Origin of the sequence: Ruegeria sp. HKCCD7251 (assembly GCF_013031165.1) — a bacterium.
Lineage (GTDB): Bacteria > Pseudomonadota > Alphaproteobacteria > Rhodobacterales > Rhodobacteraceae > Ruegeria.
On the sequence record NZ_WPZC01000001.1, the window covers coordinates 1,053,712 to 1,077,891 of the forward strand.

Consider the following 24,180-nt stretch of genomic DNA (forward strand, 5'->3'; position numbering starts at 1 on the left):
TTCAGCGCCCGATCTGGGCCTTTAATTGCAGCAATTCGGGGTGGTTTGGAACCCGCGACAACCCTTCAGCAAGAACGCTCTGCGCGGCCTCGACCCCACGGTTCAGTTGAACGAGTTGAACCAGTATCGGCCACGCTTCAGCACGCTGCGGGTCAAGGGTAATCACTTCGGCAAAGGCGCGTTCGGCCGCTTCAGGATTGCGAAGCGTCAATGCCATGCCGCCCAGCACCATGTGCGTTTCGGGAAAATCCAGGCGGTTGGCAATCGCGCCTTGCCACTCGGACATACCCTGCCCGGCCAGTTGCCCTTGTTCGCGGGTCATTACTTGCGGTGGAATGGTCAGAAACTCTTTCGCCGCTGCAATCCGAACATTACGGCGCGGGTCCGACAGCAACGGTTCCAACCGCTGAACCCGATCCGACATACTCGCGTATCGTTGCAGAGGGGCTGCGTTGGCGCGGACAACCGGATCAACGTCCGCCAGCAAAGACGCCGTCTGAGCTGCAATTTCGTCCGAGCCAAAATCCTGCAGCAAATACGCCGCTGTCGCGCGAACGATGCCCGCCTGCCCGGGATCGGTGGCGATATCAAGCAATGCGGCGGGTCCGTCCGCGCGGCCTGTCAGCGCTTGCTGAAACGACGTGCCATAATGCGTGCCACGCTGTTCCGACTGGGGAAACCATGCCTCAATCTGTGTTGCCGCCCATTCCTGATCCTCGTCCTTATGACAATCGGTGCAGGCATCTTCGCCAAGCCCCAAGTCCGGGCGCGGAATACGGAAACTGTGATCACGCCGACCATCGACCCCCATGTAGACACGTTCGATCATGTGGCACGACTTGCACTGTGCGCCGTCGCTGCCGTCAGGATGGTGGTGGTGATCAGGCGCGTCGTATTCTTTTGCCGTCAAAGTCGGAAAGCGGCTGTTCCCAGCGGGAGAATGGCACTGTGTGCAAACACCATTCCCCTCGGCCCGCAACGTTGCGCTGTGGGGCTCGTGGCAGTCCATGCACCCTACGCCTTGCGCGTACATTTTGGACTGCAGGAACGAGCCATAGACATAGACTTCATCCAGTATCTGCCCATCCGGGTGGTACAATCCCGGCCTTAGGACCGCGAGGTTATAGGCATCATGATACGGCGTTCCCGGCAAGGGGTTGCCGTCACCATGTGCTTCACGGCGTGAATGGCATCCGGCACATTGCTGGATTTCAGCTTCGGTCTGACCGCTGCCCCAATCCGTAGTGAACCCGTATTCTGTCAGGTCGCCGCCGACACTTTGGCCGTTGGTCCAGTCGATATGGGCAGAGCCCGAGCCATGGCACGCCTCGCACCCGACGCCGATTTCCGCCTGTGTTGATGCGTAACTGCGGGTCTGCGCGTCGTAGTTCTTTTCAAAACCAGTCGCGTGACATTCTGCGCAGCGGGCATTCCAGTTTTTGTAGGGTCCGGTCCAATGCAAGCCGTCATCCGGGGGCAGATCTTGATCGGGGTAAAGGTGAAACCAACGCTTTTGCTCGGTATCCCAAACCACGTCAAAGCTTTGCAAGCGGCCCGGTTCGGTTTCGAACAGATATTGCTGAAGTGGCGCGATGCCAATCACCGAGTGCACATCATACTCGGTCGCTACACCGTCTTTCTCGGTGACCCGAGCACGCAGGGTATCGTCGCTGGAAAACTCGACAGACATGCCGTCATGCTCAAATCTGGTGCCGTCAAAGTCAGCGACAAAATGACCGGCATCTGCCTCGGTCCACGCCAATGCGTGATGAGATTTGGCCCATGCGTCGGCTTCGGCCTTATGACACTCAACACATTTATCCGAGCCGACATAAGACGGAACCTGTGCCCAAGCGAACGCCGGGAAAAGCACTAACAAACCGAAAAGAAAATGTCTCAATCCACGGTCCCTTCGCCGGAATTCTGAAGGTCCATCAAAGCGCCGTTAAACTCAGCGCCCAAGATCAGGATCGCGGCGCATAGATACAGGAAGATCAAGGCCGCCATTGCACCGGCCAATCCGGCGTAGGTCGTGCTGTAAGACGCAAACTGACCGATATAGATCGAGAACGCCCATCCCCCTGCTGCCCATAGCGCCAGCGTAAGAACCACGCCGGGCAGAATCTGCATCACGGAATGTCGACGCGTCGGCAAAAGAAGATGCGCCAGAATCACGGTTCCGGCTGGAACGGCAACCGTAAAGGTCCATCGCAGCCGATCCACGGACAACCACTCTGATACGTTTACATCAGTCCTTTCAGACACAAGTTTTGTATAGACCGGCAAGACCACCTCGACCGCAGCGATCGCCAGAATCGTGGCGCCACCGATTACCACCAGCGCCAAACAGAACAGCCGGGTTTTCCAGAACGGCCAGCTATCGTGATCATGATATGCCTGGTTCATCGCTGCACGAACGGCCGCAACTCCGTTGGATGCGAAGAACACGGCCAACAAACCCCCGATGGTTATGACGCCTGAACCGGATTCTTCCAGCACGGCCCGCAGCTCGGCCACAATAGGGTCGGCCACGTCTTGCGGCCAAGCCCCAAAGATCAGCTCAATCAATTCGTTGGTGACATAATCCTGAGACAAGGATCCGGCCAAGGCCACAGTGAACAAGACGAACGGAAACAAGGCGAGCATGAGGGACATGGCGACATGGCTGCTCATCACCAACCCGTTCTTGGCACCAAAGCGACCAAGGGCCAGCCACAGCGCCTGAAGAGGCCGGCCAAAAAGGGGAATCACGTTCGCGCTCATGCCGAAAGCCTACCCCGGCTCATTGGATCACAGAACCATCAAATCCAGTATAAAGACAAATTAATCCGTACAAATATCTGGGTGCATTGCATAATCCCGCGCGGCTGTGCAGGATCAGGATAGGATAACCAGCTTGAGGCAATCTCAGCTCAGCGGCGGGAAACCGATGCCCTTGGACCAAAACGATACGTATACGACACCCCGGCTGAAGCTGTCTGTCGTCCGCGATACCGCCATTGTTGCCACGCTGACCGTGCTGGGCCTGTATGCCGGGTCCGCATTTCTTATTCCCTTGACGATGGCATTGCTGATCAACGTTCTGATTATCGCCCTAAGCGACCGGGTGATTTCTGTCACCCACGCCCCTGTCTGGCTGGCCAATGTCGCTGGTGTGACAGTCGTTTTGGCGGGCTTGTTCATGATCATGTATATTCTGGGCAGCCAAGCGACCCAGTTCGCGCGTTCCATCAGCACCTATGAAAATCAGTTCGACGGCGCGGTAAACCGCGTCACAGGGCTGGTCGGCAATGACGTGACCACCTTTATCAGGGACAACCTAATCAGCATCGACATGTCTTATGTCGCCCGCGTTCTGTTGGGCAGCGCCACGTCCTTGCTGAACCATTTCTTCCTGATCAGCCTTTATGTGGCTTTCCTCATGGCTGAACGGCTGGCCTTTCGAAAAAAGATACAACTGGCGGCAGGAAACCCTCAGACCGGGGCCGAATTTGCGTCGGTACTGGACGCGATCTCTTACAGCCTGCAGCGTTATGTCGGTGTTAAGACATTCATCAGCCTGATCACCGCCGGAATCAGCTATTCGGTTTTCAAACTATTGGGTCTTGAATACGCCGAAACATGGGCTGTACTTACTTTTGCGCTGAATTTCATCCCCTCAATCGGTTCGATCATTGCGGTGATTTTTCCTGCGATGATTGCACTTGTTCAGTTCGACAGCATCGGTCCGTTCCTCATCATCGTATTTGGATGCGGGACGATCCAGTTCCTCATCGGCAATTTTCTGGACCCCGCCATGCTGGGGCGTTCGCTGAACATGTCGACGTTTCTGGTCATTCTCGCGCTGACCTTCTGGACAACCGTCTGGGGCATGATCGGCGCCTTTCTAAGTGTACCTCTGACGGTCTGCATCCTTATTGTCTTCAGCCACATCCCCGCGCTGCGCCCGATCGCAATCCTGATGTCGCTGGATGGACGACTGGGTGAAGATCAACAACCAACTTCCACCACCTGAGCGATGCGCCCACTGTTCATCGGATCAGAGATCTATCGAAACTCGACCTATGGTTCGAAACACCCGCTTGCGATCCCGCGCGTTTCAACGGTTATTGATCTATGCCGGGCACAAGGATGGCTTCCCCCCGAGGCATATCGGGTCAGCCCCCGGGCCAAGCCTAACGCCCTGCGCCTCTTTCACACGCCCGATTATATTGCCGCGCTTCAAAAAGCGGAAAAGACACAGTCGGTTTCCGATGAAATGCGCAAGAAATACGGCCTTGGCACACTTTCAAATCCAGTTTTCGCCGAAATGTTTCGCAGGCCAGCTACCGCCGCAGGGGGATCGTTGCTGGCCGCAGAACTACTGCGGGAGGGAGGGATTGTTTATAATCCGGCCGGTGGGACGCATCACGGCCTGCCTGACCGCGCAAACGGGTTCTGCTATCTAAACGATCCTGTACTTGCGATCCTGACCTTTCTGAATGCAGGTCTAGAGCGTATCGTTTACGTGGATATCGACGCGCATCATTGTGACGGGGTCGAAGCCGCCTTTTGCGGATCTTCCAAAGTCAGAATGATCTCGGTCCACGAGGCGCGGCGCTGGCCCTTTACCGGCGTGCTTGAAGACACGGCTGGGGGTGCTGCGTTCAACCTGCCAGTCGCGCGCGGACTGAACGATAGTGAGTTCTACGCGATACTGGATCAGGTGATCCTGCCAGCCACGGCCACGTTTCGCCCGCAGGCGATTATCCTTCAATGTGGCGCGGATGCTGTCGCCGAAGACCCGCTGTCGCGCCTGTCTCTGTCAAACAACGCCCATTGGCGCGCCGTGGCACACCTAAGAGATATGGCACCCAGGTTTCTTGTTCTGGGCGGAGGCGGCTATAACCCATGGTCAGTCGCCCGGCTGTGGACCGGCGTTTGGGCGGTGCTTAATGGCTTTGAAATCCCTCAGGAATTAAACGCCGATGCGCAATCCGTCCTCGGCGCTTTGACGTGGAACCGGGCCGCTGGCAAACAGCCGCCGGACCATTGGTTCAAGACGTTGCGCGACAATCCAAACACCGGAGAGATCAGGCCCGATCTGTTGGCGGATATGAGGCGGCTTGCAAGCCGGATTTCGTAGTGGATTGACTTCGGAAGGGCTGCTAACCTGCAGTCATTACGAAATATTTCTGACCGCCCGGATAATTTGGAAACCTGCCAGCCTGTTTTAACCGATTGGCTGCAATTGGATCACCAAAATGAATGCACACGAACAAATAAGCGACCTCAAGGCCCGAATGGGACAGTCCATCATTGGCCAGACCGAAGTCATTGATCGCCTGATCATCGGTTTGCTGGCAAACGGTAACCTGTTGATCGAAGGATTGCCCGGCCTTGCAAAGACCCGCGCCGTCAAAGCAATGGCGCGCAACATGGACGCCAGTTTCAGCCGGATTCAGTTCACGCCAGACCTTCTTCCGTCAGACGTGACCGGAACCGAAGTGTTTCAGCAAACCGATACGGGCAGCACGTTTCGCTTCGATCCCGGCCCGATCTTTGCCAACATCGTATTGGCGGACGAAATCAACAGAGCCCCGGCCAAGGTTCAGGCCGCGCTGCTTGAGGCGATGGAAGAACGGCAGGTCACGGTTTCCGGAACAACGCACAAAATGGACCCGTTGTTCATCGTAATGGCCACGCAAAACCCCATTGAACAAGAGGGCACGTACCCCCTGCCCGAAGCGCAAATGGACCGGTTTCTGATGCATGTTCAGATCACCTACCCGCCGGTCGAAGACGAGGTCGAAGTCATACGCCTGGTCCGGAACGAGGAAATCGCAACAGGCCCGGAAATGTCTGGGGAACGCCCTGCCCCAATCCCACAGGACGCTGTGTTCACCGCGCGTTCGGAAATCGGCCGGATCCATGTCTCGGACGCGATGGACAGGTATATGGCAGATCTTGTGCAAGCGACCCGAACACCAGAAAACCTGAGCGAAGAGCTTGCCAACTGGATCGAGATCGGGGCCAGCCCCCGCGCGTCATTGGCGCTTGATAAGTGCGGGCGCGCTCATGCCTGGATGAACGGGCGCGACTATGTCGACCCCGCCGACATTCGCGCTATTGCCCATGACGTCTTTCGCCATCGCATATCCTTAAGCTTCGAAGCGCAGGGCAGCGCCAAAACCGCCGATGATGTCATTTCGGAAATCCTGCGCCTTGTGGCGTTGCCGTAAGGGCCCCACATGGCGCAGACAGCCACATATCTCTCAGACACGCGCATCCATGTGAATGCCGAACATTTACAACGGCTGGGTCCGAAATCGCGATCGCTCAGCCTTTTGCCCCGGCAACCCGCGCGATCAATCCTCAATGGACGTCACGCATCGCGTTTACGCGGACGTGGGCTGAACTTTGAGGAATTGCGCACGTATTTGCCGGGTGACGACATTCGAACAATTGACTGGAAGGTCACCGCACGCACCGGCACACCCCATGTTCGGGTCTATACGGAAGAGCGCGATCGCCCCGCCCTTTTGTTGGTCGACCAAAGGGTATCCATGTTCTACGGAACCGAGGTCTATATGAAATCCGTGATCGCGGCAGAAGCCGCGGCCATTGCCGCACATCGGGTTCTGGGGCAAGGCGACCGTGTTGGCGGGATTGTTTTCGGTGATACGGACTTGGCCGAGCATCACCCGCAACGGCGCCCTGCTGCACTGACGCGGTTCCTATCATCTGTTGGAGAATTGAATTGTAGCCTGAACGCGAAGCTGCGCCCAAAACCAACTGTGACACTGAACGACGTACTGAAACAGGCAGTCCGACTTGCACACACGAACGCCTTGGTGTGCGTGTTTTCCGACTTCGACGGGATCAACGACAGGTCCGAACGTCTTTTCAGCAGGTTATCGCGATCAAATGATCTGATCCTTTTCAATGTTTTTGATCCAAGTTCGCGCGCATTACCTCCGGGGGTAAAACTGACGGTATCCGACGGGGACAACCAGATCGAAATCGACAGCTCAATCCCTGATCTGCCCGATCGCATCAGATCAGCGATGGAGGACAGGCTTTCGCAGTTGAACCTGTGGTCCCGCCGCTGTGGCTTCCCAATTGTCCCTCTGACAACAGCGGTCCCTGCTCTGGATCAGTTGCTGAAGCTGTTCGGGCATCCGGGGGGACGATGATGGCGGTCGATGTTTCGGGCAAATCACTGGTTGAACTTTTGGATATGCTAGAGCCTGCTCCGGCCCCAGATCCAATCGCAATGACCCCGCAAACATGGGGTTGGGCGGTTCTTGCAGTGGTGCTGGCAGCGGCCTTGACCTATTGCTTCTATCTGGCCCGTCGACATTGGTCGGCAAATGCCTACCGACGCTCGGCCCTTGCAGAACTGGAGCGGGCCGGAACCAATGCGGCACGCGCGGCCGAGATTCTGCGGCGGACCGCTCTGGTCGCTTTTCCGCGTGCGACTGTGGCAAGTCTTCACGGGCAAGAGTGGTTGAATTTTTTAAATCAGACGTATGAAAAGAAAGAATTTAAAGGCGCCTCCGGCGAAGTCCTCCTTGCCGCACCGTATCAAGAAACCGTTCAAAACACCGACGTCCCCGATCTGGTTCGCAGTTGGATCAAACTCCACAAAAGGGACCAAGGGGCATGACCTACACCTTCGCTGCGCCCTGGGTTTTTGTTCTGTTGCCATTGCCTTTGGTCGTGTTTTGGTTCGCCCCACCACATAAGGAAAAGGTGCAAGCCACACGCATTCCGTTTTTCCGGCACATTGCGGCCGCGACCGGCCTTGAACCCAAAACCGGATCAAGCATTCTAGGACGAACATGGTTGCAATCTATAATTGCGACGCTCGTTTGGGTCTTGTTGGTTACAGCGCTGGCACGCCCTGAACGGCTGGCGGATCCCATCGTGGTGGAAAAATCGGCGAGGGATGTGGTCCTGACCCTAGATATATCCGGGTCAATGGACCAACGGGATTTCACGTCCGAGGATGGAACCCCCAAACAGCGCCTCGCAGCGGTCAAAGATGTACTGCGGGACTTCATTGCCGCGCGTCAGGGGGATCGAATGGCCCTGATCATCTTTGGGACACGCGCGTTTGTGCAGGCACCGTTCACCGAAGATTTGAATAGTTTGAATGGGTTCCTCGACCAGACTGAAGTGGGAATGGCTGGGCCGAACACGGCGCTTGGCGATGCCATTGGGTTGGGCATACGGCTGTTTGACTCGAGCGAAGTCGATCAGCGCCTGATGATCGTCCTCAGCGACGGGGCCGACACGTCAAGCCGCATGACACCCGTCAACGCGTCGGCAATCGCTGCGGACAAAAATGTGGTCATTTATACGATCGGAGTTGGCGACCCGAACGCAACAGGTGAAGACCGCGTAGATTTGCAAGCCCTTCAAGACATCGCGCAAACGACTGGCGGACAATACTTCTTTGCCGATGACGAAGCCGCTTTGACGCAGACCTACCAACAGATCGACGAGCAAAATCCAAGAGTTGTTGAAACCCAAAGCTATCGACCGCGCGAAAGCCTTACCCATATACCGCTTTTAATCGTCATTGCCGTGATCCTGTTCAGTTCCGCAGGATTTCATATCGCGCAACACCGGCGGAGTGTTCGATGATTGAGGCACTCGCAGATTTCCACTTTATCCGAGCGGCTTGGCTTCTTTTCCTGATACCGGTTTTTGCAGTTTGGTGGCTGATCCGTCCAAGATCGGAACGGTCCACTCAAATTCCAGACGGTATCGCCCCGCACCTGGCCCAAGCCCTTGAGGTGGGCGACACGGACAAACGCAAGCTGAACCCCGTAGACGGGGTCATGGCCATCGCAGTGCTGGTCACCTTGGCCGCCGCGGGCCCAACGTGGTCGCGCGTCCCCAACCCACTGATTGCAGACACCGCGCCGTTGGTTATTGCGCTGAAAGTCACCGAAAGCATGGAAGGCACCGACCTGCCCCCATCCCGGCTTGAGCGTGCGAAATACAAGATCACCGATCTGATCAACACGCGCTCAGGGGCGCGGACCGCTTTGATCGCGTATGCAGGCAGTCCGCACCGCGTTGCCCCCCTGACCGAGGATGCCAACATCCTTCGCCCGCTGCTGGAGGGGCTAACGCCCGCCGTTATGCCGCTGAAAGGCGACGCGGCAGCCGATGCCCTAGCACTGGCCCAGAACATACTCGCCGATGCAGAAACCCCGGGCGCCATTTTGTTTGTGCTGGACGATATCGACCCGTCGCAGGTTCAGGCAATGAATAGTGCAGAGGCTGACCTGTTGTTTCTTACGATGCTGCCAGAAGGTGAAAAACTGGTTCAGCTAGACGCGTTAACATCCACAACCGTGGTGCCGTTTTCGGCTGGTGATCAGGATGTTACGCGGCTCAACAGAAGTATTCACAACGCCTATGTCGACGCTCTGGACGAAGAGGATCAGTTGGATTGGCAGGATCAGGGTTGGATTTTGGCTTGGCCTGCGGCGTTGCTCTCACTTTTGTGGTTCCGGCGCGGCTGGGTCATTCGGTGGGCATTTTTGATGTTATTCATCACGCACCCATCCGGTCATGCGTGGGCCGAAGGTTGGAAGGACTGGTTCCTGACACCTGATCAACAAGGCCAAATCGCCATGAACCAAAAGAGCTTTTCTGACGCGGCCGATTTGTTTCAGGACCCCTACCATCAAGGATACGCCATGCTCAAAGCAGGCCGCTATCCTGAGGCGACCGAGGCCTTTTCGTCGTTGAACACACCTGAAGCCGCGTTTGCGGAAGGAATGGCGCGCATCCGTAACCGCGAGTACCGCCCAGCGATTGCAGCATTTGAAACCGCGTTAGAGCGTCGACCAGACTGGCCAGAAGCCCAGCACAATTTGGAAGTTGCGACGGCAATTCTGGAGTATGTCGAAACCACCCGAGAGCAATCGGATACCAGCGAAGAGGCCGGAATCGGCGCGGATGATACAGTATTCGACAATGAAGACTCGCGTGGTCAGGACACCACGGTGCAAGCCCAGACCGAAGTAGCGCAGCCGATGTCTGCAGACCAGTGGATCAGCGCAATTGATACCGACATGCAGGACTTTCTGAGAAACCGGTTCCTGCTGGAAAATCAGGTACAATCGCAATGAGATACTTTCTATTCCTCATTTTACTGTTCCTGCCGACGGTGGTCACACCACAGACCCCAACAGATATTGCCCCACTTGTAACTGTGGACCTTGCAGAGGGCGATGTGATCATCGGGCAACCCACCATTTTGCGCGTCAAGGTTTTGGTTCCTACCTTCATGCCGGCCCCTCCGGTCTTTCCGTCATTGGAGCAAGAAAACTTATTGGTCCGCTTGCCCGAGCGCGCATCCGGCCCGGTCAGCGAAACTGTGCAAGGCGACACGTGGTCTGGTGTTCAGCGCAGCTATCGCCTTTATCCTTTGCAAGTTGGAAAAATCCAGCTGGGCCAGATGGATATTCTGGTTACTTACGCCGATCCTGATACCAACGCACCGATTGAGGTTTCAGTCCCGCTGCCACCGATATCCTTTGACGCTGTGGTCCCGCAAGGAGCGCAAAATCTGGACCCGCTTATTCTGGCGTCGGACTTTTCCATTGAACAAACGCTGGATGGTGACACTGACATTCAAACCGGAGGCGCGATTACGCGAAAGCTCACAGCCAAAATTTCGGGGACTACTCCGATCTTGATACCTCCTCTGATTCCGGAAAATCAGGATGAACTTCTGCGTGCATACCCAAAAGAGCCGCGTTTTACCGAAGCTGAAGATCGCGGAGTTTTGTCAGGTCAGCGCGTTGATGAAGTTGTCTATCTGGCTCAGGCAGGTGGGCAGACGCAACTTCCTGCTGTTTCGATCGACTGGTTCAACCTGACAACCCAACAGGTTGAAACTGTTGATATCCCTGCAGTCGACTTAACCTTGGCTGCACCCAAAACGCCCCCGAAAGACATGGGCGATCTTCTTAGGCTTGGCTTAGGGGTAACACTCGTGTTGCTGATGATCTGGACCGGCTGGCGTTGGGTTGCAACCCGCTTCAGGACGCGCCGGGAAGAGCGCGAACGTGCTTATAGGTCCTCAGCCGAATATGCCCTTGCACAGCTCAGGCTGTCTTTGAAAAACCACGACCTGTCAGGCGCCTATTCGGCACTGGATCTTTTGAAGGCACGCGCAGAAACACCCATGGATTTACATAAGCTTGAAGCGCAATTGGCATTGATCGGCGCAACACGCTACGGGTCTGATGCCGGCCGGCAGGCCCCGCATTGGTCCGAGGCTATCGCCACCCTTGACACCTTTGTCCGGCCGCGAGGGGCTAACGCCAATTCGTTGCCCCCATTGAACCCATGATGCTTAGTTCTGACAATTTGCAATAAGGCCACGCCGGTCCTTTAGAAGCACGCGGCCATAGCCCACCTCAACCAAACCAAGATCAGCAAGGCGGTGCAGACTGCGGTGAAGTGTCGGTTGCGAGACCGCTATCATCTCGGCCAGCTCCTCTTGCGACACCTCAATCCAACCGTCGGACTTCGAAGTGCCCTCGTCCAGATGGAGAAGGCGCAGCGCAAGGCGCTTTTCCGTACCAGTCACTACAAGGTTCGCCACGATACGCAGCGCGGTCTGCATATTCTCATGACTGAGCGCATAGAAATCCCTAACATAATCAGGCTTCTCCTGAACTAACTTCGTGACACGCGAGTTTGGAAAGAACAGGGCGCGGGTTGACTGTGTCGCGACAACACTGACCAGCCTTGAGGAATCGGCGAACAAAGCCAGGTCGCCAACCCAGAAACCTGCGCCTTCGCGGTGTATGACGAACTCCTGCCCATCATCGGCTGGCACGGTTATCTGTACGCCCCCCTCAAGGACGGCGAAAATACCGTTCACTGTATCACCATAATGATACAATGCCTCGCTCGCTTCAAAGTCCTTCGCGATTCCACACTCCAGCAAGTCGCGCTGAAATGCGGTCGAACGGTTGCTGAACCAGCCGCCTTTCCGCAAGGTCTTAAGATTGTTGGATTTGTTTAACATTAGAATTTTCCAAACTCGTCAAATGATAAGTTTTTAACACAGATCATCGCCTATGCTAATTCCGTTCGATTCCTTCTATCACGCATTATCGCAGATCAATATCGAACCAACTTTCAGGCCGCGTTTTTAATTAGTTATCGCGCCAAATTTAAGTTTCAACAAAGGGTCGTACAGGGCCCAGAAAAACGGGAGAAAACCATGTCACCACCACGTTCAATGGCAGACACTTGGCGCTGGGGCTTACGTAGATTCGCTGTCGCAACGGTTGCGGTCGCGCTGGCGGTTCCCGCATGGGCGCAAGACCAAAAGCCAAATATTCTGGTGATCTGGGGCGATGACGTCGGGCAATCCAACATCTCGGCCTACACGATGGGTCTGATGGGTTATCAGACGCCAAATATCGACCGTGTCGCGAAAGAGGGAATGATCTTTACCGATTACTACGGCGAGCAATCCTGTACCGCCGGTCGATCCTCTTACATCATGGGTCAATCCGTATTTCGGACCGGGCTGTCCAAGGTGGGTTTGCCGGGCGCCGATCTTGGTATGCAAGTCGAAGATCCGACCATACCCGGTCTGCTTAAGGATCATGGCTATGTCACGGGTCAATTCGGCAAGAACCACCTAGGCGACAAGGATGAACATCTTCCGACAAACCACGGTTTTGATGAGTTTTTCGGAAACCTGTATCACCTGAACGCCGAGGAAGAGCCCGAAAACGAAGACTATCCCGGTGATACTGTACTGGCTGACGGTCGCACCTTCCGCGAAGCCTACGGCCCGCGCGGGGTGATCAAGTCAAAGGCCGACGGCACCATCGAAGACACCGGTCCGCTGACTAAAAAGCGTATGGAAACGGTGGATGACGAAACCGTTGCCGCAGCGATCGACTTCATCAAGCGTGCCCACGAACAGGGTCAGCCTTTCTATGTCTGGTGGAACGGGACGCGCATGCACTTCCGGACCCACGTCAAGGATGAGATGCGCGCTCAAGCCAACGAAATCGTTGGCGGAGTGGCTGACGAATACACCGCTGGCATGATCGAACACGACATGCATGTTGGTCAGTTGCTTGATCTGCTGGATGAACTCGGCATCGCCGACAACACCATCGTCCACTACTCAACCGATAACGGCCCCCATATGAACACGTGGCCTGATGCGGCGGCGACCCCGTTCTGGGGCGAAAAGAACACCAACTGGGAAGGCGGCTGGCGTGTGCCCTCAATGGTGCGTTGGCCCGGCAAGATCGAAGCCGGTTCTGTAACCAACGAGATCGTTCACCATATGGACTGGCTGCCAACCTATCTGGCCGTCGCCGGTGATCCGGAAATCAAGGACAAGCTGAAGGCGGGATACAGCTCTTCGGGCATGGGCCGTGATTACAAGGTGCATTTGGATGGCTACAACATTCTACCCCTGCTGACTGGTGAGGCGACCGAAAGCCCGCGTAAGGAGATCTTCTATTTCTCAGACGATGGCGACCTGACCGCGCTGCGCTTTGAGGATTGGAAACTGATCTTCCTTGAGCAGAAAGCCTGGGCAACGCTTCGTGCGTGGATCGAGCCGTGGACCGAATTGCGCATTCCGCTGATCGTCAATCTGCGCCGCGATCCGTATGAACGGGCCTATCGTACGTCCAACACCTATTACGATTGGTTGCTGGAACGTGCGTACTTCTTGGTGCCTGCGCAGCAGTATGTCGGATCCTTCCTTGAAACATTCCAGGAATTCCCGCCTCGACAGAAGGCGGCCAGCTTCAACCTGGATCAAGTGATGGAGAAACTGGCCACACCGACAAACAACTAAGGCCAGACTACAACAAACAAGGGGCCGCCACGCACATGGCGGCCCTTCTAAGATATTTATTTAGGGTTTTGGAATTTCCTATGAAGGCAGCTCTGTTCACCACGTTCCTTTCGATAACAGCGACGACCTTGTTCGCCGACCCGCTGCCCAGTTGGGATGATGGAGACTCCAAGTCACGGATCGTTGAATTCGTCAGCACGGTGACCGACCCAAACCACTCGGATTATGTAACTCCAGCCGAACGGATCGCAGTATTCGACAACGACGGCACTCTATGGGCCGAACAGCCGGTCTATTTTCAGTTGATCTTTGCCATGGATCGGATTGAAGAACTTGCAAAAACAGACCCGTCCATCCTGAACACCCCCATTTTGGAAGCCGCAGCCAAAGGCGATGTCCAAACCATTGCAGAAGGCGGGCATGAAGCATTGATCGAGGTAATCAACGCCTCACACGCGGGCGCCAGCGTCGATGAGTTTCAGGCTTCCGTAGCCGACTGGCTGCAATCAGCGCGCCACCCTGACACGGGCCTGCCTTACGACCAAATGACCTATCAGCCGATGGTGGAACTTCTGCGGTATCTCCGGGACGAGGGTTTTAGCACCTATATCGTGTCCGGCGGCGGCCTGCACTTCATGCGCGTTTTCGCCGAAGACGCCTATGGCATTCCACCCGAGCAAGTGCTTGGCACATATGCTGACGCAACATACGAATCCATCGACGGTACGCCCACTATTGTAAAGTCACCCGGAATTGCGTTCATCGACGACAAACAGGGAAAACCCATCAACATAGAACGTACAATTGGCCGACGTCCCATATTGGCGGCTGGCAACTCGGATGGCGATTTTGCGATGTTGGAGTGGACGACTGCTGGGGAAGGCAATCGTCTTGGGGTATTGATCCATCACACGGATTCTGAACGTGAATGGGCCTATGACCGCGAAAGCCCGATTGGCAAGCTTGTTGACGGGCTGGACAAAGGCCCGGACATGGGATGGGTCATAGTCGATATGGCGGAAGATTGGAAACGCGTCTACACTGGGGCAAACTAGGTAGAACAGAGACTGATAACCCCATGTGGACACTACTTGTTTCTGCGTTTGTCTTTATCCTATATGTCACCGCGATCCTCTTTGCGATCCGGGCGGCGCAAACGGCGCGCACGCCACAGGGTGCAGTTGGATGGGTTGTCTTGTTGATCTCCGCTCCGGTGTTCGGCGTGCCGCTCTATCTGTTTTTAGGGCACCACCGATTTCGCGGGTATCGGATTGCGCGCAAACAAAGCGAAACCGTGGTCGAAGGCATCAAGACTTTCGCCGATTTCTCAAAACCCGACCCCGACACAATGCAGGTAAACCCAAGACCGTTTGAGGCGCTGGCGCACCTGCCTGTATCTCGTGGAAACGGGGCCGAGTTGCTGATCGACGGTCAAGCCACGTTCGATTCCATTTTCGAGGCGATTGACGCCGCGCAGAATTACGTCCTGATCCAGTTCTACATCGTGCGCGATGACGCATTGGGCCAACAACTTCAGGCAAAGCTGATCGAAGCGGCTGAACGCGGTGTCAGTGTTCGATTCATGACCGATGCGGTCGGCAGTTATGGCCTGCCCACGGCGTATCTGGACAAACTACGCTCTGCAGGGGTTGAGATCGCCAATCCACGTGACCGACGCGGCCCGCAAAACCGGTTTCAGCTCAATTACCGCAACCACAGAAAAACCGTGATCATTGACGGGGAAACCGGCTTTATCGGCGGTCACAATGTGGGTGTCGAATATCTGGGACAGGACCCGCATTTCGGCCATTGGCGGGATACGCATATCAAAATGTTCGGCCATATTGTCCGCCAGTTGCAACTTATCTTCTGCGAAGATTGGCATTGGGCACATGAAGAGGATCTGATTGATCAACTGGACTGGGCCGGAACAGAGGCCGAGCAGGACATGAACGCGCTTCTGGTCGCCACAGGTCCCGGCGACGATACCGAGACCGGGGCAATGATGTTCTTCGCCGCCATCGCTGCAGCGAAAGAAAGAATCTGGATCGCATCCCCCTATTTTGTGCCTGACATCGACATCATGACGGCGTTGCAACATGCCTCATTGCGCGGAGTGGATGTTCGAATTCTTGTGCCTGACGTGATTGACCACCGCCTGCCCTGGCTGGCCGCTTTTGCCTATTTTGACGAAATTCGCGAATGCGGTGCGCGCGTTTTTCGCTATACCAACGGGTTCATGCATCAAAAGGCATTTGTCGTTGATGATACTCTTGCGGCGGTCGGCACGACCAATCTGGACAATCGCTCTTTCCGATTGAACTTTGAGGCGATGGCCTTGTTCTTTGACGAACGCGCAGCGCAGGCTGTGGACGATATGCTAAAGGCCGATTTCAAAGACTGTTACGAACTAGAGCGGAACTTGCCTGAACAACCCGCCTTTATCCGCTTTGGCTCTCCACTGGCGCGGCTGTTTGCCCCGATCCTTTAGGACATCAATTCCTCTTTGAACACCTGAGTCATCAGGGCAACCATAAAGGCCGTCGACAATCCAAAGGCCAGCAAACCCGTGACGGAAGCAAACGCGCCAAAAATCCGCAGGTCCTCACCCAAAACGATGTCGCCATAGCCAAGCGTTGTGAAGGTCACCAAAGAGAAATAAAGCGCCGAATTCCAATCCGGCAGGGTTTCCCCAAGAACCCAGACGATCGCCCATAGCCACACCTGAAACGTGTGAATCGCGACGATAAACACCAAGGCAACGCAGATCGGTGCGGCGATTGTGACAAACCGTTTACTTTCTTCCAGTTTCAACGCCATGCTGCGGATCGTCTGCGTGCACCAAGTCAGCAGAACAAGTTCAATCAAAAAGCAAATACCAAGATAGATACTGCCCCAAAGAATCTGCTGCGCTAAGGTCATAATTCGGTATCTCTTGTCTTGGTCAGTGAATGCAGCGTCAGAATGACCGTTTAGGCAAAGGCTCACAACCCCGCGTCGGGCACCGCGACGAATAGAACCGAATCTGTGTCGGGTCTGGACTCTGCCCGGGTGGGTTCCACATTGTTGCAAATACGACCCGAGGCTGACTGATGCTGTTGAAAATAGACAATGTTCAGAAATCCTATCCCGGAGGGCGCCCTGTCCTGCGCGGTGTCTCACTGGCGCTGGACAAGGGGCAAACGCTTGCGCTTACCGGTGAAAGCGGCAACGGGAAAAGCACGCTGCTGAACCTTGCCGCCGCGCTGGACAGTTTCGACGGCGGAGAGATCACGCTGGACGGAACCGATCTGTCCGGGCTGGATGATCCCGGTCGTGCCGCGTTGCGCCGCCAGAGCGTTTCTTTGGTGTTTCAGCAATTCAACCTGATCCCTTCTTTGACCGTCGCACAGAACTTGTCCTTTCACGCGCGTCTGGCAGGAAGACCGGACGACACATGGTCAAACCATCTTGCGGACAGACTGGGGCTGTCGGATTTACTGGACCGCTATCCCGAAAATCTGTCGGGCGGCCAACAGCAGCGTGTTGCGATTGGGCGCGCTATGGCTGCGCAGCCTAAACTGCTGCTTGCAGATGAACCCACCGGAAATCTGGATGAAACCGCCAGCGCAACCGTTCTGGACCTCATGCTATCCCTCGTAGCCGAAACTGGGTCTGCGCTGCTGCTGGTCACGCATTCACAGGACATTGCCGCACGGCTGGACCGACGAGCGCATCTGTCCGGTGGGCGTATCACATGACTGTCGCGATTATTCAGGTGCTGCTGTCTCATTGGCGGCGGCACCGCTTGCAACTTGCAACCCTGTTGATCGGGATTGCGCTGGCGACCGGCCTGTGGTCAGCCGTTCAGGCTATCAACGCCGAAGCACGGGCAAGCTATCAGCGCGCCAACGAACAACTCGCGCTGGGACAACACGACGAGTTGAGAAATCCGGCTGGTCCAATCACGATCGACAGATATCTGTCATTGCGGCGGGCCGGATGGCAAGTTGCGGCCGTGTTGGAAGAAACCACGCGCATAGGGGGGCGCAGCATCCGCGTCATGGGCGTTGACATGGTCGCCTATCCAGCGCTGCCTGCTGTTACGCGCATTGAGCAAAGCGCCACCGCACCGGACCCGGCTGACATGCTGACCGCCCCCGGTCGGTTGCTGGCCTCACCTGACTTGGCGCGGTTTCTGAGCAACCAAACCGGACTGCCGCCCGTTCTGACAAGCCCGGACCTTCCCCCTGATCTGATCCTGACAGATATCGGTGTGGCCGAGGTTTTGCTGGACAGGAAGGGCCAAATCTCAAGGCTGATCATTCTGCCAGACCAGCCACGCACGCTTCGTGAAATCGCCGCGATTACACCCGAGCTAGAGCGGGTCGAAGCGTCGTCGCAACTGGACACCGCGCAACTGACCAACAGTTTTCACTTGAACCTGTCAGCCTTTGGGCTGTTGTCTTTCGCCGTTGGCCTGTTCATCGTGCACGGAACGGTTGGGCTGGCTTTTGCGCAGCGTCGGGGGATGATCCGAACGCTGCGGGCGCTTGGCGTTTCCATGCGGCGACTGGTCTGGGTGATCCTTTTGGAACTGTCCTTGCTGGCACTGTTCGGCGGGTTGGCAGGGCTGATGCTTGGGTACTTTCTGGCGGGTGCGCTCTTGCCTGATGTCGCAGCAACCTTGCGGGGGCTGTACGGCGCTCCGGTAAGCGGCGAAATTGCATTACAGCCGAAATGGGCGGTGGCTGGTTTGGCAATGGCTCTGGGCGGAACGCTGCTGGCCAGTGGTCACGCACTAATCCGATTGTCCCATATGCCCCTGCTGTCCGGTGCCGGAGTTCAAGCGTGGCGGACAGCCGCCTTTAACGGTTTCACCACCCCGCTTTTGGGCCTGTTGATCATATTGGTCGGCATCATCGTGCAACTGTCCATTGGTGGATTGGTCGCCGGGTTTACACTGGTTGCCGGCATGCTGCTGGGTGCGGCGCTGCTCTTGCCGTCCTTGCTTTCGCTGGTGATCTCGATTTTTCAACGCTTTACCAAAGGCCCAATAACCCAGTGGATCTGTTCGGATATGCGCGCGCAGTTGCCCGGCCTATCCCTGGCGTTGATGGCGCTTCTACTGGCCCTTGCGGCCAATATCGGCGTTGGAACGATGGTTTCCAGCTTTCGCCTGACCTTCACAGGCTGGCTGGATCAACGCCTGACGTCCGAGCTGTATCTGACGGCAAAGGATGACCAGCAAGGGCGCGAAATCTCAAATTGGTTAGCGCCGCAAGTAGACGCAATTCTGCCAATTCGCAGCGTGGAACTGGCGCATCCCAGCGGACCCCTTTTTCTGTACGGAGTCGTCGACGATCAAACCTACCGCCAGCATTGGCCTCTGATCGCCTCGGGTGCGGATGTCTGGGATCGCGTGAATGCGGGCGAAGCGGTGCTGATCAATGAACAACTCGCCCGCCGTCAGGACCTGTGGCCCGGTGACGATCTTATAATCAACCGTGAATACACATTGCCCGTTGCTGGCGTGTACTCTGACTATGGCAACCCAACTGGACAAGCGATTGTCTCGATGACGCGGCTGGATCAAATCGCCCCGGGGGTTGAGGCAAGGCGCTTCGGGATACGTACGCGCGCCGAAAGTGCAACGGAACTGGCAGACGCGCTACGGGACAGATTTGACCTTCCAGGGCAGGCCGTGATCCAACAGGCCGCGATGAAGGCACAGTCCATGGCCGTGTTTGAAAAAACCTTTGTGGTCACTTCGGCGCTGAATGTGCTGACGCTGGGTGTCGCGGGGTTCGCCATTCTGACCAGCCTGCTGACCCTCTGGACTCAACGCCTGCCGCAGATTGCCCCCGTTTGGGCGTTGGGCCTGACCCGCGCCAGACTCGCGCAGTTTGAGCTGTTGCGCAGCGTGTTGCTGGCGGCGATTACCGCGATTATTGCGCTGCCCCTTGGCTTGGCTCTAGCCTGGACCCTTTTGGCCATCATCAATGTCGAGGCATTTGGCTGGCGCCTGCCGATGTACCTGTTTCCCGCAGATTGGGCCCGATTATTCCTTCTAACCTTGCTGGCGGCTTTGGTTGCAGCGGCTTTACCCGCCATGCGCCTTATGCGCCTGCCTCCGGCTGAATTGCTAAGGGTGTTCGCCAATGAACGTTAAATCGTGGCTATTGATCCTTGCTCTGCTGCTTCCATCCTTCGCGCAGGCCCAAGGATATGCGGGGTTGGGCGGATCGGCTGAAGGGTTCGACATTCCGCAGCCGGAATACCGATTCAAGTTTCCGCAGGATCACGGCCCACACCCGTCGTTTCGCATTGAATGGTGGTACCTAACGGCAAACCTGACCGGAGAGGACGGGCGGCCCTACGGTATTCAATGGACGTTGTTTCGTTCTGCCCTCAAACCCAAAGAAACCGAGGGTTGGCAAAGCCCCCAACTATGGATGGCGCACGCGGCGGTTACGACCCCGGATCACCACTACTTTGCGGAAAGACTATCACGCGGCGGCATCGGGCAGGCTGGTGTGACGGCGCAACCGTTCGAGGCTTGGATAGACGAATGGCACATGCGCGGACCGGATATCAATAAGCTGTCCCTTTCGGCCAATGGGGGCAATTTCGGATATGACCTAAACCTGAACGCTCAGGGCCCGCTGGTGTTTCACGGCGACCAGGGATATTCGGTGAAATCAGGGGATGGACAGGCCAGCTACTATTACTCTCAGCCGTTTTTCGCGGTCGAGGGCACGTTACACCTGCCGGATCAGGATATCGCGGTCACCGGTAAAGGCTGGCTGGATCGCGAATGGTCATCGCAACCACTGGCAGCAGATCAAAGCGGATGGGACTGGTTTTCGCTGAGCTTCGACGACGGGAACAAACTTATGGCGTTTCGCCTTCGCGGGGATCGCAGTGACTTTACCGCGGCGACCCTGATCTCGGCAGATGGCCAGACAACCGCCCTGCCCGATGGGTCCGTCACGTTCAGCCCGCTGGAAACGTCCACGGTCGCTGGCCGCACGATCCCGACCCGCTGGCGCGTGACGCTGCCTGACCGGAACCTCGATGTCGAAGTGTCCGCACTGACGCCCCAGGCTTGGATGGCGACAAGGTTCGAATATTGGGAAGGTCCGGTTACGATCTCGGGCAGCCACTCGGGGCGTGGATACCTTGAGATGACAGGATACTGAGCCCTAGCGCACGACGTAGACCGAAACCGTCGAATGCCGCACAACCCGCGCAGCGTTCGGGCCCAGCAAGTAATCCTTCAGGTCCGGTTTATGCGCCCCGATCACGATCAGATCGCTGCCTGCGCTCTCGGCCGTTTTCAGAATTTCCTGATAGGCCGTTCCCGTCGCGACAACATGGCGGATTTTTTCGTTCCGCTCTTTGCCAACCGCTGCGACGCACATCTCGACCAGTTTGGAATGCGCTTCTTCCATCGCCTTGTCGTGAAAGTCTGGCTGGAAGAACCCGGAAACCCAGCTTTCCCCGAAATCGGGAAGCACCGTCACCACATCCAGTTGCGCATTATCCTGATCCGCCAGAGCCGCGGCTTTGCTCAAGACATTGCTATCCAGTTCGCCGTTGCTGATGTCGACGGCACAAAGCACCGAGTTCGTCATGCGGGCACCTCTTGTCTGGCGGCTCGGCCGCGTTGCAGGAATGCGATCAGACCCAGAAAGATCATAGCGGGAATGTAGATCAATTGCTTGGGAGGCTGGCTGGACGGCAGGCTGACCGAGGTCAAACGCACCGCGTCATCGCCGTAATAGTCGAACATATCCAGTTCATCCGCCACGGGTGTGCCAAACAGCGGTTCTTCTAGTTTGACCAACCCGTCTTCTTCCAGAAGAAGCAAGCCCATAGCATCAACCCGCGCCGCGCCGCCCTCTTCGCTGCCGACCGTGACAACAACGGTTGTGTCTGTCATCTCGAGCGTGTCGAAATCCGGGCCGCTGACGACCATGCGTACTTCGGTTCCGGGCGGGGTCTCCCCGATGGTTTCCACAAATGCAGCAGGCTCGACCGATGTATAGGGCGGCGCGATGCGGTCCATGAAATAATCCGGCCTGAACAATGCAAAGGCCACCGCGATCAACGCCACGCTTTCGTAGATGCGGCTGTGGGTCAGGAAGTACCCCATCGTTCCCGCCGTAAAGACAAGAATCGCTATGGTCGCAAATATCGCGACGATTATCCCTTCTACCCAAGTCACGTCGATCAACAGCAGGTCAGTGTTGAAGATGAACACAAAAGGCAGCGCCACGGTGCGCAGGCTGTAGAAGAACGCGGTGAACCCGGTCTTGATCGCATCCCCACCAGATACAGCAGCGGCGGCGAAACTGGCCAGGCCCACAGGCGGTGTCACATCCGCCATGATGCCGAAGTAGAACACAAACAGATGGACCGCGATCAGCGGCACGATCAGTCCGCTTTGTGCGCCCAGTTCAACGACAACCCCGGCCATCAATGAGCTGACCACGATATAGTTCGCCGTAGTCGGCAGGCCCATGCCAAGGATCAGACTCAGCAGACCGACCATCACCAGCATCAGGATCAGATTTCCGCCTGACAGGAACTCGACCAGGTCGGCCATGACCTGCCCCACTCCGGTCAGGGTCACGGTACCCACGATCACACCCGCGGTGGCCGTGGCCAGGGCGATCCCGATCATGTTGCGTGCGCCGTCGATCAGGCCCTGCCACAGGTCGGCAACCCCGTCGATGAACGTGTCATAAAGATTGCTCTGCCCCCGGAACAGCGCCTTGAGCGGCTTCTGCGTCAGCAGGATCACAAACAACAGCGTCGTCGCCCAGAACGCCGACAACCCGGGAGATTTCTGTTCGATCATCAGGAAATAAACCAACACGATGATCGGCAGCAGGTAATGCAGACCGGCTTTGTAGATATCCGCGATCACCGGCAGCGTAACTTCCTTGGCATTCGGATCGTCGGGCTCAAGGTCAGGCACCTGCGCGGCAAGATACAGCAGCGCCACGTACACCGCGCAGACAATAAGGCTCAGGATCAAACCCGCCGAGGACGGTGCCCAGCTTGTCACGGCCTCGACCGGGAACTGCGAGCCATAGCAAAGACCGGCAAAGACCAGGAAGAAGGACAACATTCCCACAACAGTCCGCGCCAGATGCACATCGCGGTCACCCAGCGTGGGCATGTTCCGCTTCACCGCCTCAAGGTGGACGATATAGACCAGTGCGATGTAGGAAATCGCGGCAGGCAGGAAAGCATGGGTGATCACCTCGACATAGGAAATGCCCACATATTCCACCATCAGGAAGGCGGCAGCCCCCATAACGGGCGGCATGATCTGACCATTCACGGAGGAGGCAACCTCGACCGAGCCTGCCTGTTCACTGGAAAAGCCTACCCGCTTCATCAGCGGAATGGTGAAAGTGCCGGTGGTCACCACGTTCGCAATCGACGAGCCCGAGATCAGGCCGGTCGCGGCCGAACCCACAACGGCGGCTTTGGCCGGACCGCCACGCAGGTGGCCCAATGCACCAAAGGCCATCTTGATAAAATAGTTCCCCGCCCCCGCCTTATCCAAAAGCGCACCGAACAGAACGAAGAGGAACACGAATTTGGTGGACACACCCAAGGCAATGCCGAACACGCCCTCGGACGTAATCCACATATGGCTCATGGCTTTCTTGAGGCTGGCCCCTTTCCAACGGATAACTTCGGGCACCCATTCCGACGAGCCAAAAAAGACATAGGCCAGGAATATGGTCGCGATGATCGCCATCGCGGGGCCGAGCGCACGGCGCGCGGCCTCAAACAGCAGCAGCAGACCACCCAGCGCGATCCATTTATCGGTGTCATCGGCCAGACCGCCTGCGTTTACGATCTTGTCGTAGAAGAAATACCCATACAACGCCACAAAGGCGCCAAGCGCGCCCATGATCCAGTCCTGCACAGGAATGTAATCCCGCGGGCTGGACTTGAGCGCAGGATACGCGGCAAACGCCAAAAACATGGCGAAAGCCAGATGAATCTGGCGCGAGTTGTTCACCACGCTGCCCGGCAGCACCACATTCGAAACGGGTGAGGCCAGAACAACCTGAAACACGGACCACAGCGCCGCGACAACAGCCAGAAAAATTCCGACATTACCGACCGGGTTACGCCCGCCCGCATCGGACGAGGCGACAAGGTCCTGTAGCTCTTCTTCGGATAGCGGTCGGTTGGATTGGGTGTCGGAACTCATCAAGATGTCTCCCCGTCATGCGGCCTTTTTGACCTTATTTACTGCCCGGTCGAGCCGGGCTTGGGTTGCAGGGCGCCCGAAGGCACCCCGCGTCAGGTCTGGC

General features: G+C 56.6%; 20 protein-coding genes. 14 read left to right on the plus strand and 6 right to left on the minus strand.

Features of this window, described 5'->3' with window-relative positions:
* Nucleotide 1: 1 nt before the first annotated feature.
* Together GOX75_RS05185 and GOX75_RS05190 are read right to left on the minus strand one after the other, a co-directional pair.
* A complete protein-coding gene (locus GOX75_RS05185; protein WP_171121489.1) occupies nucleotides 2–1,900 on the minus strand; it encodes a cytochrome c3 family protein in 1,899 nt (632 codons plus the stop codon).
* On the minus strand, nucleotides 1,897–2,763 hold the full coding sequence (locus GOX75_RS05190) for a YihY/virulence factor BrkB family protein (RefSeq protein ID WP_171121490.1): 867 nt from the start codon (nucleotides 2,761–2,763) through the stop codon (nucleotides 1,897–1,899). The genes GOX75_RS05185 and GOX75_RS05190 overlap by 4 nt, the downstream gene beginning before the upstream one ends.
* Nucleotides 2,764–2,929: 166 nt before the next feature.
* On the opposite strand from GOX75_RS05190, the gene GOX75_RS05195 reads away from it, so the two are divergent.
* From GOX75_RS05195 to GOX75_RS05230, 8 genes are all read left to right on the plus strand, one after another.
* Nucleotides 2,930–4,015: an AI-2E family transporter gene (locus tag GOX75_RS05195; protein ID WP_171121713.1), complete on the plus strand. Its 1,086-nt coding sequence runs from the start codon at nucleotides 2,930–2,932 to the stop codon at nucleotides 4,013–4,015.
* 3 nt (nucleotides 4,016–4,018) lie between these two features.
* Entirely contained in the window at nucleotides 4,019–5,125 is a 1,107-nt protein-coding gene (locus GOX75_RS05200; protein ID WP_171121491.1) for an acetoin utilization protein AcuC, read from the plus strand.
* Nucleotides 5,126–5,243: 118 nt separating this feature from the next.
* Nucleotides 5,244–6,221, plus strand: a complete 978-nt coding sequence (locus GOX75_RS05205; protein WP_171121492.1) for a MoxR family ATPase — start codon at nucleotides 5,244–5,246, stop codon at nucleotides 6,219–6,221.
* A gap of 9 nt (nucleotides 6,222–6,230) precedes the next feature.
* Nucleotides 6,231–7,175, plus strand: a complete 945-nt coding sequence (locus tag GOX75_RS05210) for a DUF58 domain-containing protein (protein WP_171121493.1) — start codon at nucleotides 6,231–6,233, stop codon at nucleotides 7,173–7,175.
* A complete protein-coding gene (locus GOX75_RS05215; RefSeq protein ID WP_171121494.1) occupies nucleotides 7,175–7,648 on the plus strand; it encodes a DUF4381 domain-containing protein in 474 nt (157 codons plus the stop codon). Before GOX75_RS05210 ends, GOX75_RS05215 begins: the two co-directional genes overlap by 1 nt.
* Complete coding sequence (locus GOX75_RS05220) at nucleotides 7,645–8,631, plus strand: VWA domain-containing protein (RefSeq protein WP_171121495.1); 987 nt, start codon at nucleotides 7,645–7,647, stop codon at nucleotides 8,629–8,631. Before GOX75_RS05215 ends, GOX75_RS05220 begins: the two co-directional genes overlap by 4 nt.
* Nucleotides 8,628–10,133 carry a VWA domain-containing protein gene (locus GOX75_RS05225; protein ID WP_171121496.1) on the plus strand — a complete coding sequence of 502 codons (1,506 nt, stop codon included), beginning with the start codon at nucleotides 8,628–8,630 and terminating at the stop codon, nucleotides 10,131–10,133. The genes GOX75_RS05220 and GOX75_RS05225 overlap by 4 nt, the downstream gene beginning before the upstream one ends.
* Nucleotides 10,130–11,362 carry a BatD family protein gene (locus tag GOX75_RS05230; protein WP_171121497.1) on the plus strand — a complete coding sequence of 411 codons (1,233 nt, stop codon included), beginning with the start codon at nucleotides 10,130–10,132 and terminating at the stop codon, nucleotides 11,360–11,362. The genes GOX75_RS05225 and GOX75_RS05230 overlap by 4 nt, the downstream gene beginning before the upstream one ends.
* Nucleotides 11,363–11,365: 3 nt before the next feature.
* Here the strand turns inward: GOX75_RS05230 and GOX75_RS05235 are convergent, their stop codons facing one another.
* Nucleotides 11,366–12,046 carry a Crp/Fnr family transcriptional regulator gene (locus tag GOX75_RS05235; RefSeq protein WP_171121498.1) on the minus strand — a complete coding sequence of 227 codons (681 nt, stop codon included), beginning with the start codon at nucleotides 12,044–12,046 and terminating at the stop codon, nucleotides 11,366–11,368.
* A gap of 198 nt (nucleotides 12,047–12,244) precedes the next feature.
* On the opposite strand from GOX75_RS05235, the gene GOX75_RS05240 reads away from it, so the two are divergent.
* From GOX75_RS05240 to cls, 3 genes are all read left to right on the plus strand, one after another.
* Entirely contained in the window at nucleotides 12,245–13,855 is a 1,611-nt protein-coding gene (locus GOX75_RS05240) for an arylsulfatase (protein WP_371808157.1), read from the plus strand.
* An 80-nt stretch (nucleotides 13,856–13,935) separates the two neighbouring features.
* A complete protein-coding gene (locus tag GOX75_RS05245; RefSeq protein WP_171121499.1) occupies nucleotides 13,936–14,910 on the plus strand; it encodes an HAD family phosphatase in 975 nt (324 codons plus the stop codon).
* Nucleotides 14,911–14,933: 23 nt separating this feature from the next.
* Nucleotides 14,934–16,346, plus strand: a complete 1,413-nt coding sequence (cls, locus tag GOX75_RS05250) for a cardiolipin synthase (RefSeq protein ID WP_171121500.1) — start codon at nucleotides 14,934–14,936, stop codon at nucleotides 16,344–16,346.
* On the opposite strand, the gene GOX75_RS05255 is transcribed toward cls, so the two are convergent.
* The gene (locus GOX75_RS05255) at nucleotides 16,343–16,777 is read right to left on the minus strand and encodes an ion channel (protein ID WP_171121501.1); all 435 of its coding nucleotides are present in this window, start codon (nucleotides 16,775–16,777) and stop codon (nucleotides 16,343–16,345) included. The two genes, cls and GOX75_RS05255, sit on opposite strands and share 4 nt — an antisense overlap.
* A 170-nt stretch (nucleotides 16,778–16,947) precedes the next feature.
* On the opposite strand from GOX75_RS05255, the gene GOX75_RS05260 reads away from it, so the two are divergent.
* The 3 genes from GOX75_RS05260 to GOX75_RS05270 are packed head-to-tail and all read left to right on the plus strand — an operon-like array spanning nucleotide 16,948 to nucleotide 21,036.
* Entirely contained in the window at nucleotides 16,948–17,595 is a 648-nt protein-coding gene (locus tag GOX75_RS05260) for an ABC transporter ATP-binding protein (protein WP_171121502.1), read from the plus strand.
* Complete coding sequence (locus GOX75_RS05265) at nucleotides 17,592–20,006, plus strand: ABC transporter permease (RefSeq protein WP_171121503.1); 2,415 nt, start codon at nucleotides 17,592–17,594, stop codon at nucleotides 20,004–20,006. The genes GOX75_RS05260 and GOX75_RS05265 overlap by 4 nt, the downstream gene beginning before the upstream one ends.
* A complete protein-coding gene (locus GOX75_RS05270; RefSeq protein ID WP_171121504.1) occupies nucleotides 19,996–21,036 on the plus strand; it encodes a lipocalin-like domain-containing protein in 1,041 nt (346 codons plus the stop codon). The genes GOX75_RS05265 and GOX75_RS05270 overlap by 11 nt, the downstream gene beginning before the upstream one ends.
* A gap of 3 nt (nucleotides 21,037–21,039) precedes the next feature.
* Here the strand turns inward: GOX75_RS05270 and GOX75_RS05275 are convergent, their stop codons facing one another.
* Both GOX75_RS05275 and GOX75_RS05280 read right to left on the minus strand, forming a co-directional pair.
* Complete coding sequence (locus GOX75_RS05275; protein ID WP_171121505.1) at nucleotides 21,040–21,471, minus strand: universal stress protein; 432 nt, start codon at nucleotides 21,469–21,471, stop codon at nucleotides 21,040–21,042.
* The gene (locus tag GOX75_RS05280; protein WP_171121506.1) at nucleotides 21,468–24,077 is read right to left on the minus strand and encodes a TRAP transporter permease; all 2,610 of its coding nucleotides are present in this window, start codon (nucleotides 24,075–24,077) and stop codon (nucleotides 21,468–21,470) included. The genes GOX75_RS05275 and GOX75_RS05280 overlap by 4 nt, the downstream gene beginning before the upstream one ends.
* Between the last annotated feature and the right edge of the window lie 103 nt (nucleotides 24,078–24,180).

Bases quoted from the DNA above. Each gene is read 5' to 3' on its own strand.
- GOX75_RS05190 (WP_171121490.1), bottom strand. From the start codon at position 2,763: ATGAGCGCGAACGTGATTCCCCTTTTTGGCCGGCCTCTTCAGGCGCTG.
- GOX75_RS05195 (WP_171121713.1), top strand. From the start codon at position 2,930: ATGCCCTTGGACCAAAACGATACGTATACGACACCCCGGCTGAAGCTG.
- GOX75_RS05200 (WP_171121491.1), top strand. From the start codon at position 4,019: ATGCGCCCACTGTTCATCGGATCAGAGATCTATCGAAACTCGACCTAT.
- GOX75_RS05205 (WP_171121492.1), top strand. From the start codon at position 5,244: ATGAATGCACACGAACAAATAAGCGACCTCAAGGCCCGAATGGGACAG.
- GOX75_RS05210 (WP_171121493.1), top strand. From the start codon at position 6,231: ATGGCGCAGACAGCCACATATCTCTCAGACACGCGCATCCATGTGAAT.
- GOX75_RS05215 (WP_171121494.1), top strand. From the start codon at position 7,175: ATGGCGGTCGATGTTTCGGGCAAATCACTGGTTGAACTTTTGGATATG.
- GOX75_RS05220 (WP_171121495.1), top strand. From the start codon at position 7,645: ATGACCTACACCTTCGCTGCGCCCTGGGTTTTTGTTCTGTTGCCATTG.
- GOX75_RS05225 (WP_171121496.1), top strand. From the start codon at position 8,628: ATGATTGAGGCACTCGCAGATTTCCACTTTATCCGAGCGGCTTGGCTT.
- GOX75_RS05230 (WP_171121497.1), top strand. From the start codon at position 10,130: ATGAGATACTTTCTATTCCTCATTTTACTGTTCCTGCCGACGGTGGTC.
- GOX75_RS05235 (WP_171121498.1), bottom strand. From the start codon at position 12,046: ATGTTAAACAAATCCAACAATCTTAAGACCTTGCGGAAAGGCGGCTGG.
- GOX75_RS05240 (WP_371808157.1), top strand. From the start codon at position 12,245: ATGTCACCACCACGTTCAATGGCAGACACTTGGCGCTGGGGCTTACGT.
- GOX75_RS05245 (WP_171121499.1), top strand. From the start codon at position 13,936: ATGAAGGCAGCTCTGTTCACCACGTTCCTTTCGATAACAGCGACGACC.
- cls (WP_171121500.1), top strand. From the start codon at position 14,934: ATGTGGACACTACTTGTTTCTGCGTTTGTCTTTATCCTATATGTCACC.
- GOX75_RS05255 (WP_171121501.1), bottom strand. From the start codon at position 16,777: ATGACCTTAGCGCAGCAGATTCTTTGGGGCAGTATCTATCTTGGTATT.
- GOX75_RS05260 (WP_171121502.1), top strand. From the start codon at position 16,948: ATGCTGTTGAAAATAGACAATGTTCAGAAATCCTATCCCGGAGGGCGC.
- GOX75_RS05265 (WP_171121503.1), top strand. From the start codon at position 17,592: ATGACTGTCGCGATTATTCAGGTGCTGCTGTCTCATTGGCGGCGGCAC.
- GOX75_RS05270 (WP_171121504.1), top strand. From the start codon at position 19,996: ATGAACGTTAAATCGTGGCTATTGATCCTTGCTCTGCTGCTTCCATCC.
- GOX75_RS05275 (WP_171121505.1), bottom strand. From the start codon at position 21,471: ATGACGAACTCGGTGCTTTGTGCCGTCGACATCAGCAACGGCGAACTG.
- GOX75_RS05280 (WP_171121506.1), bottom strand. From the start codon at position 24,077: ATGAGTTCCGACACCCAATCCAACCGACCGCTATCCGAAGAAGAGCTA.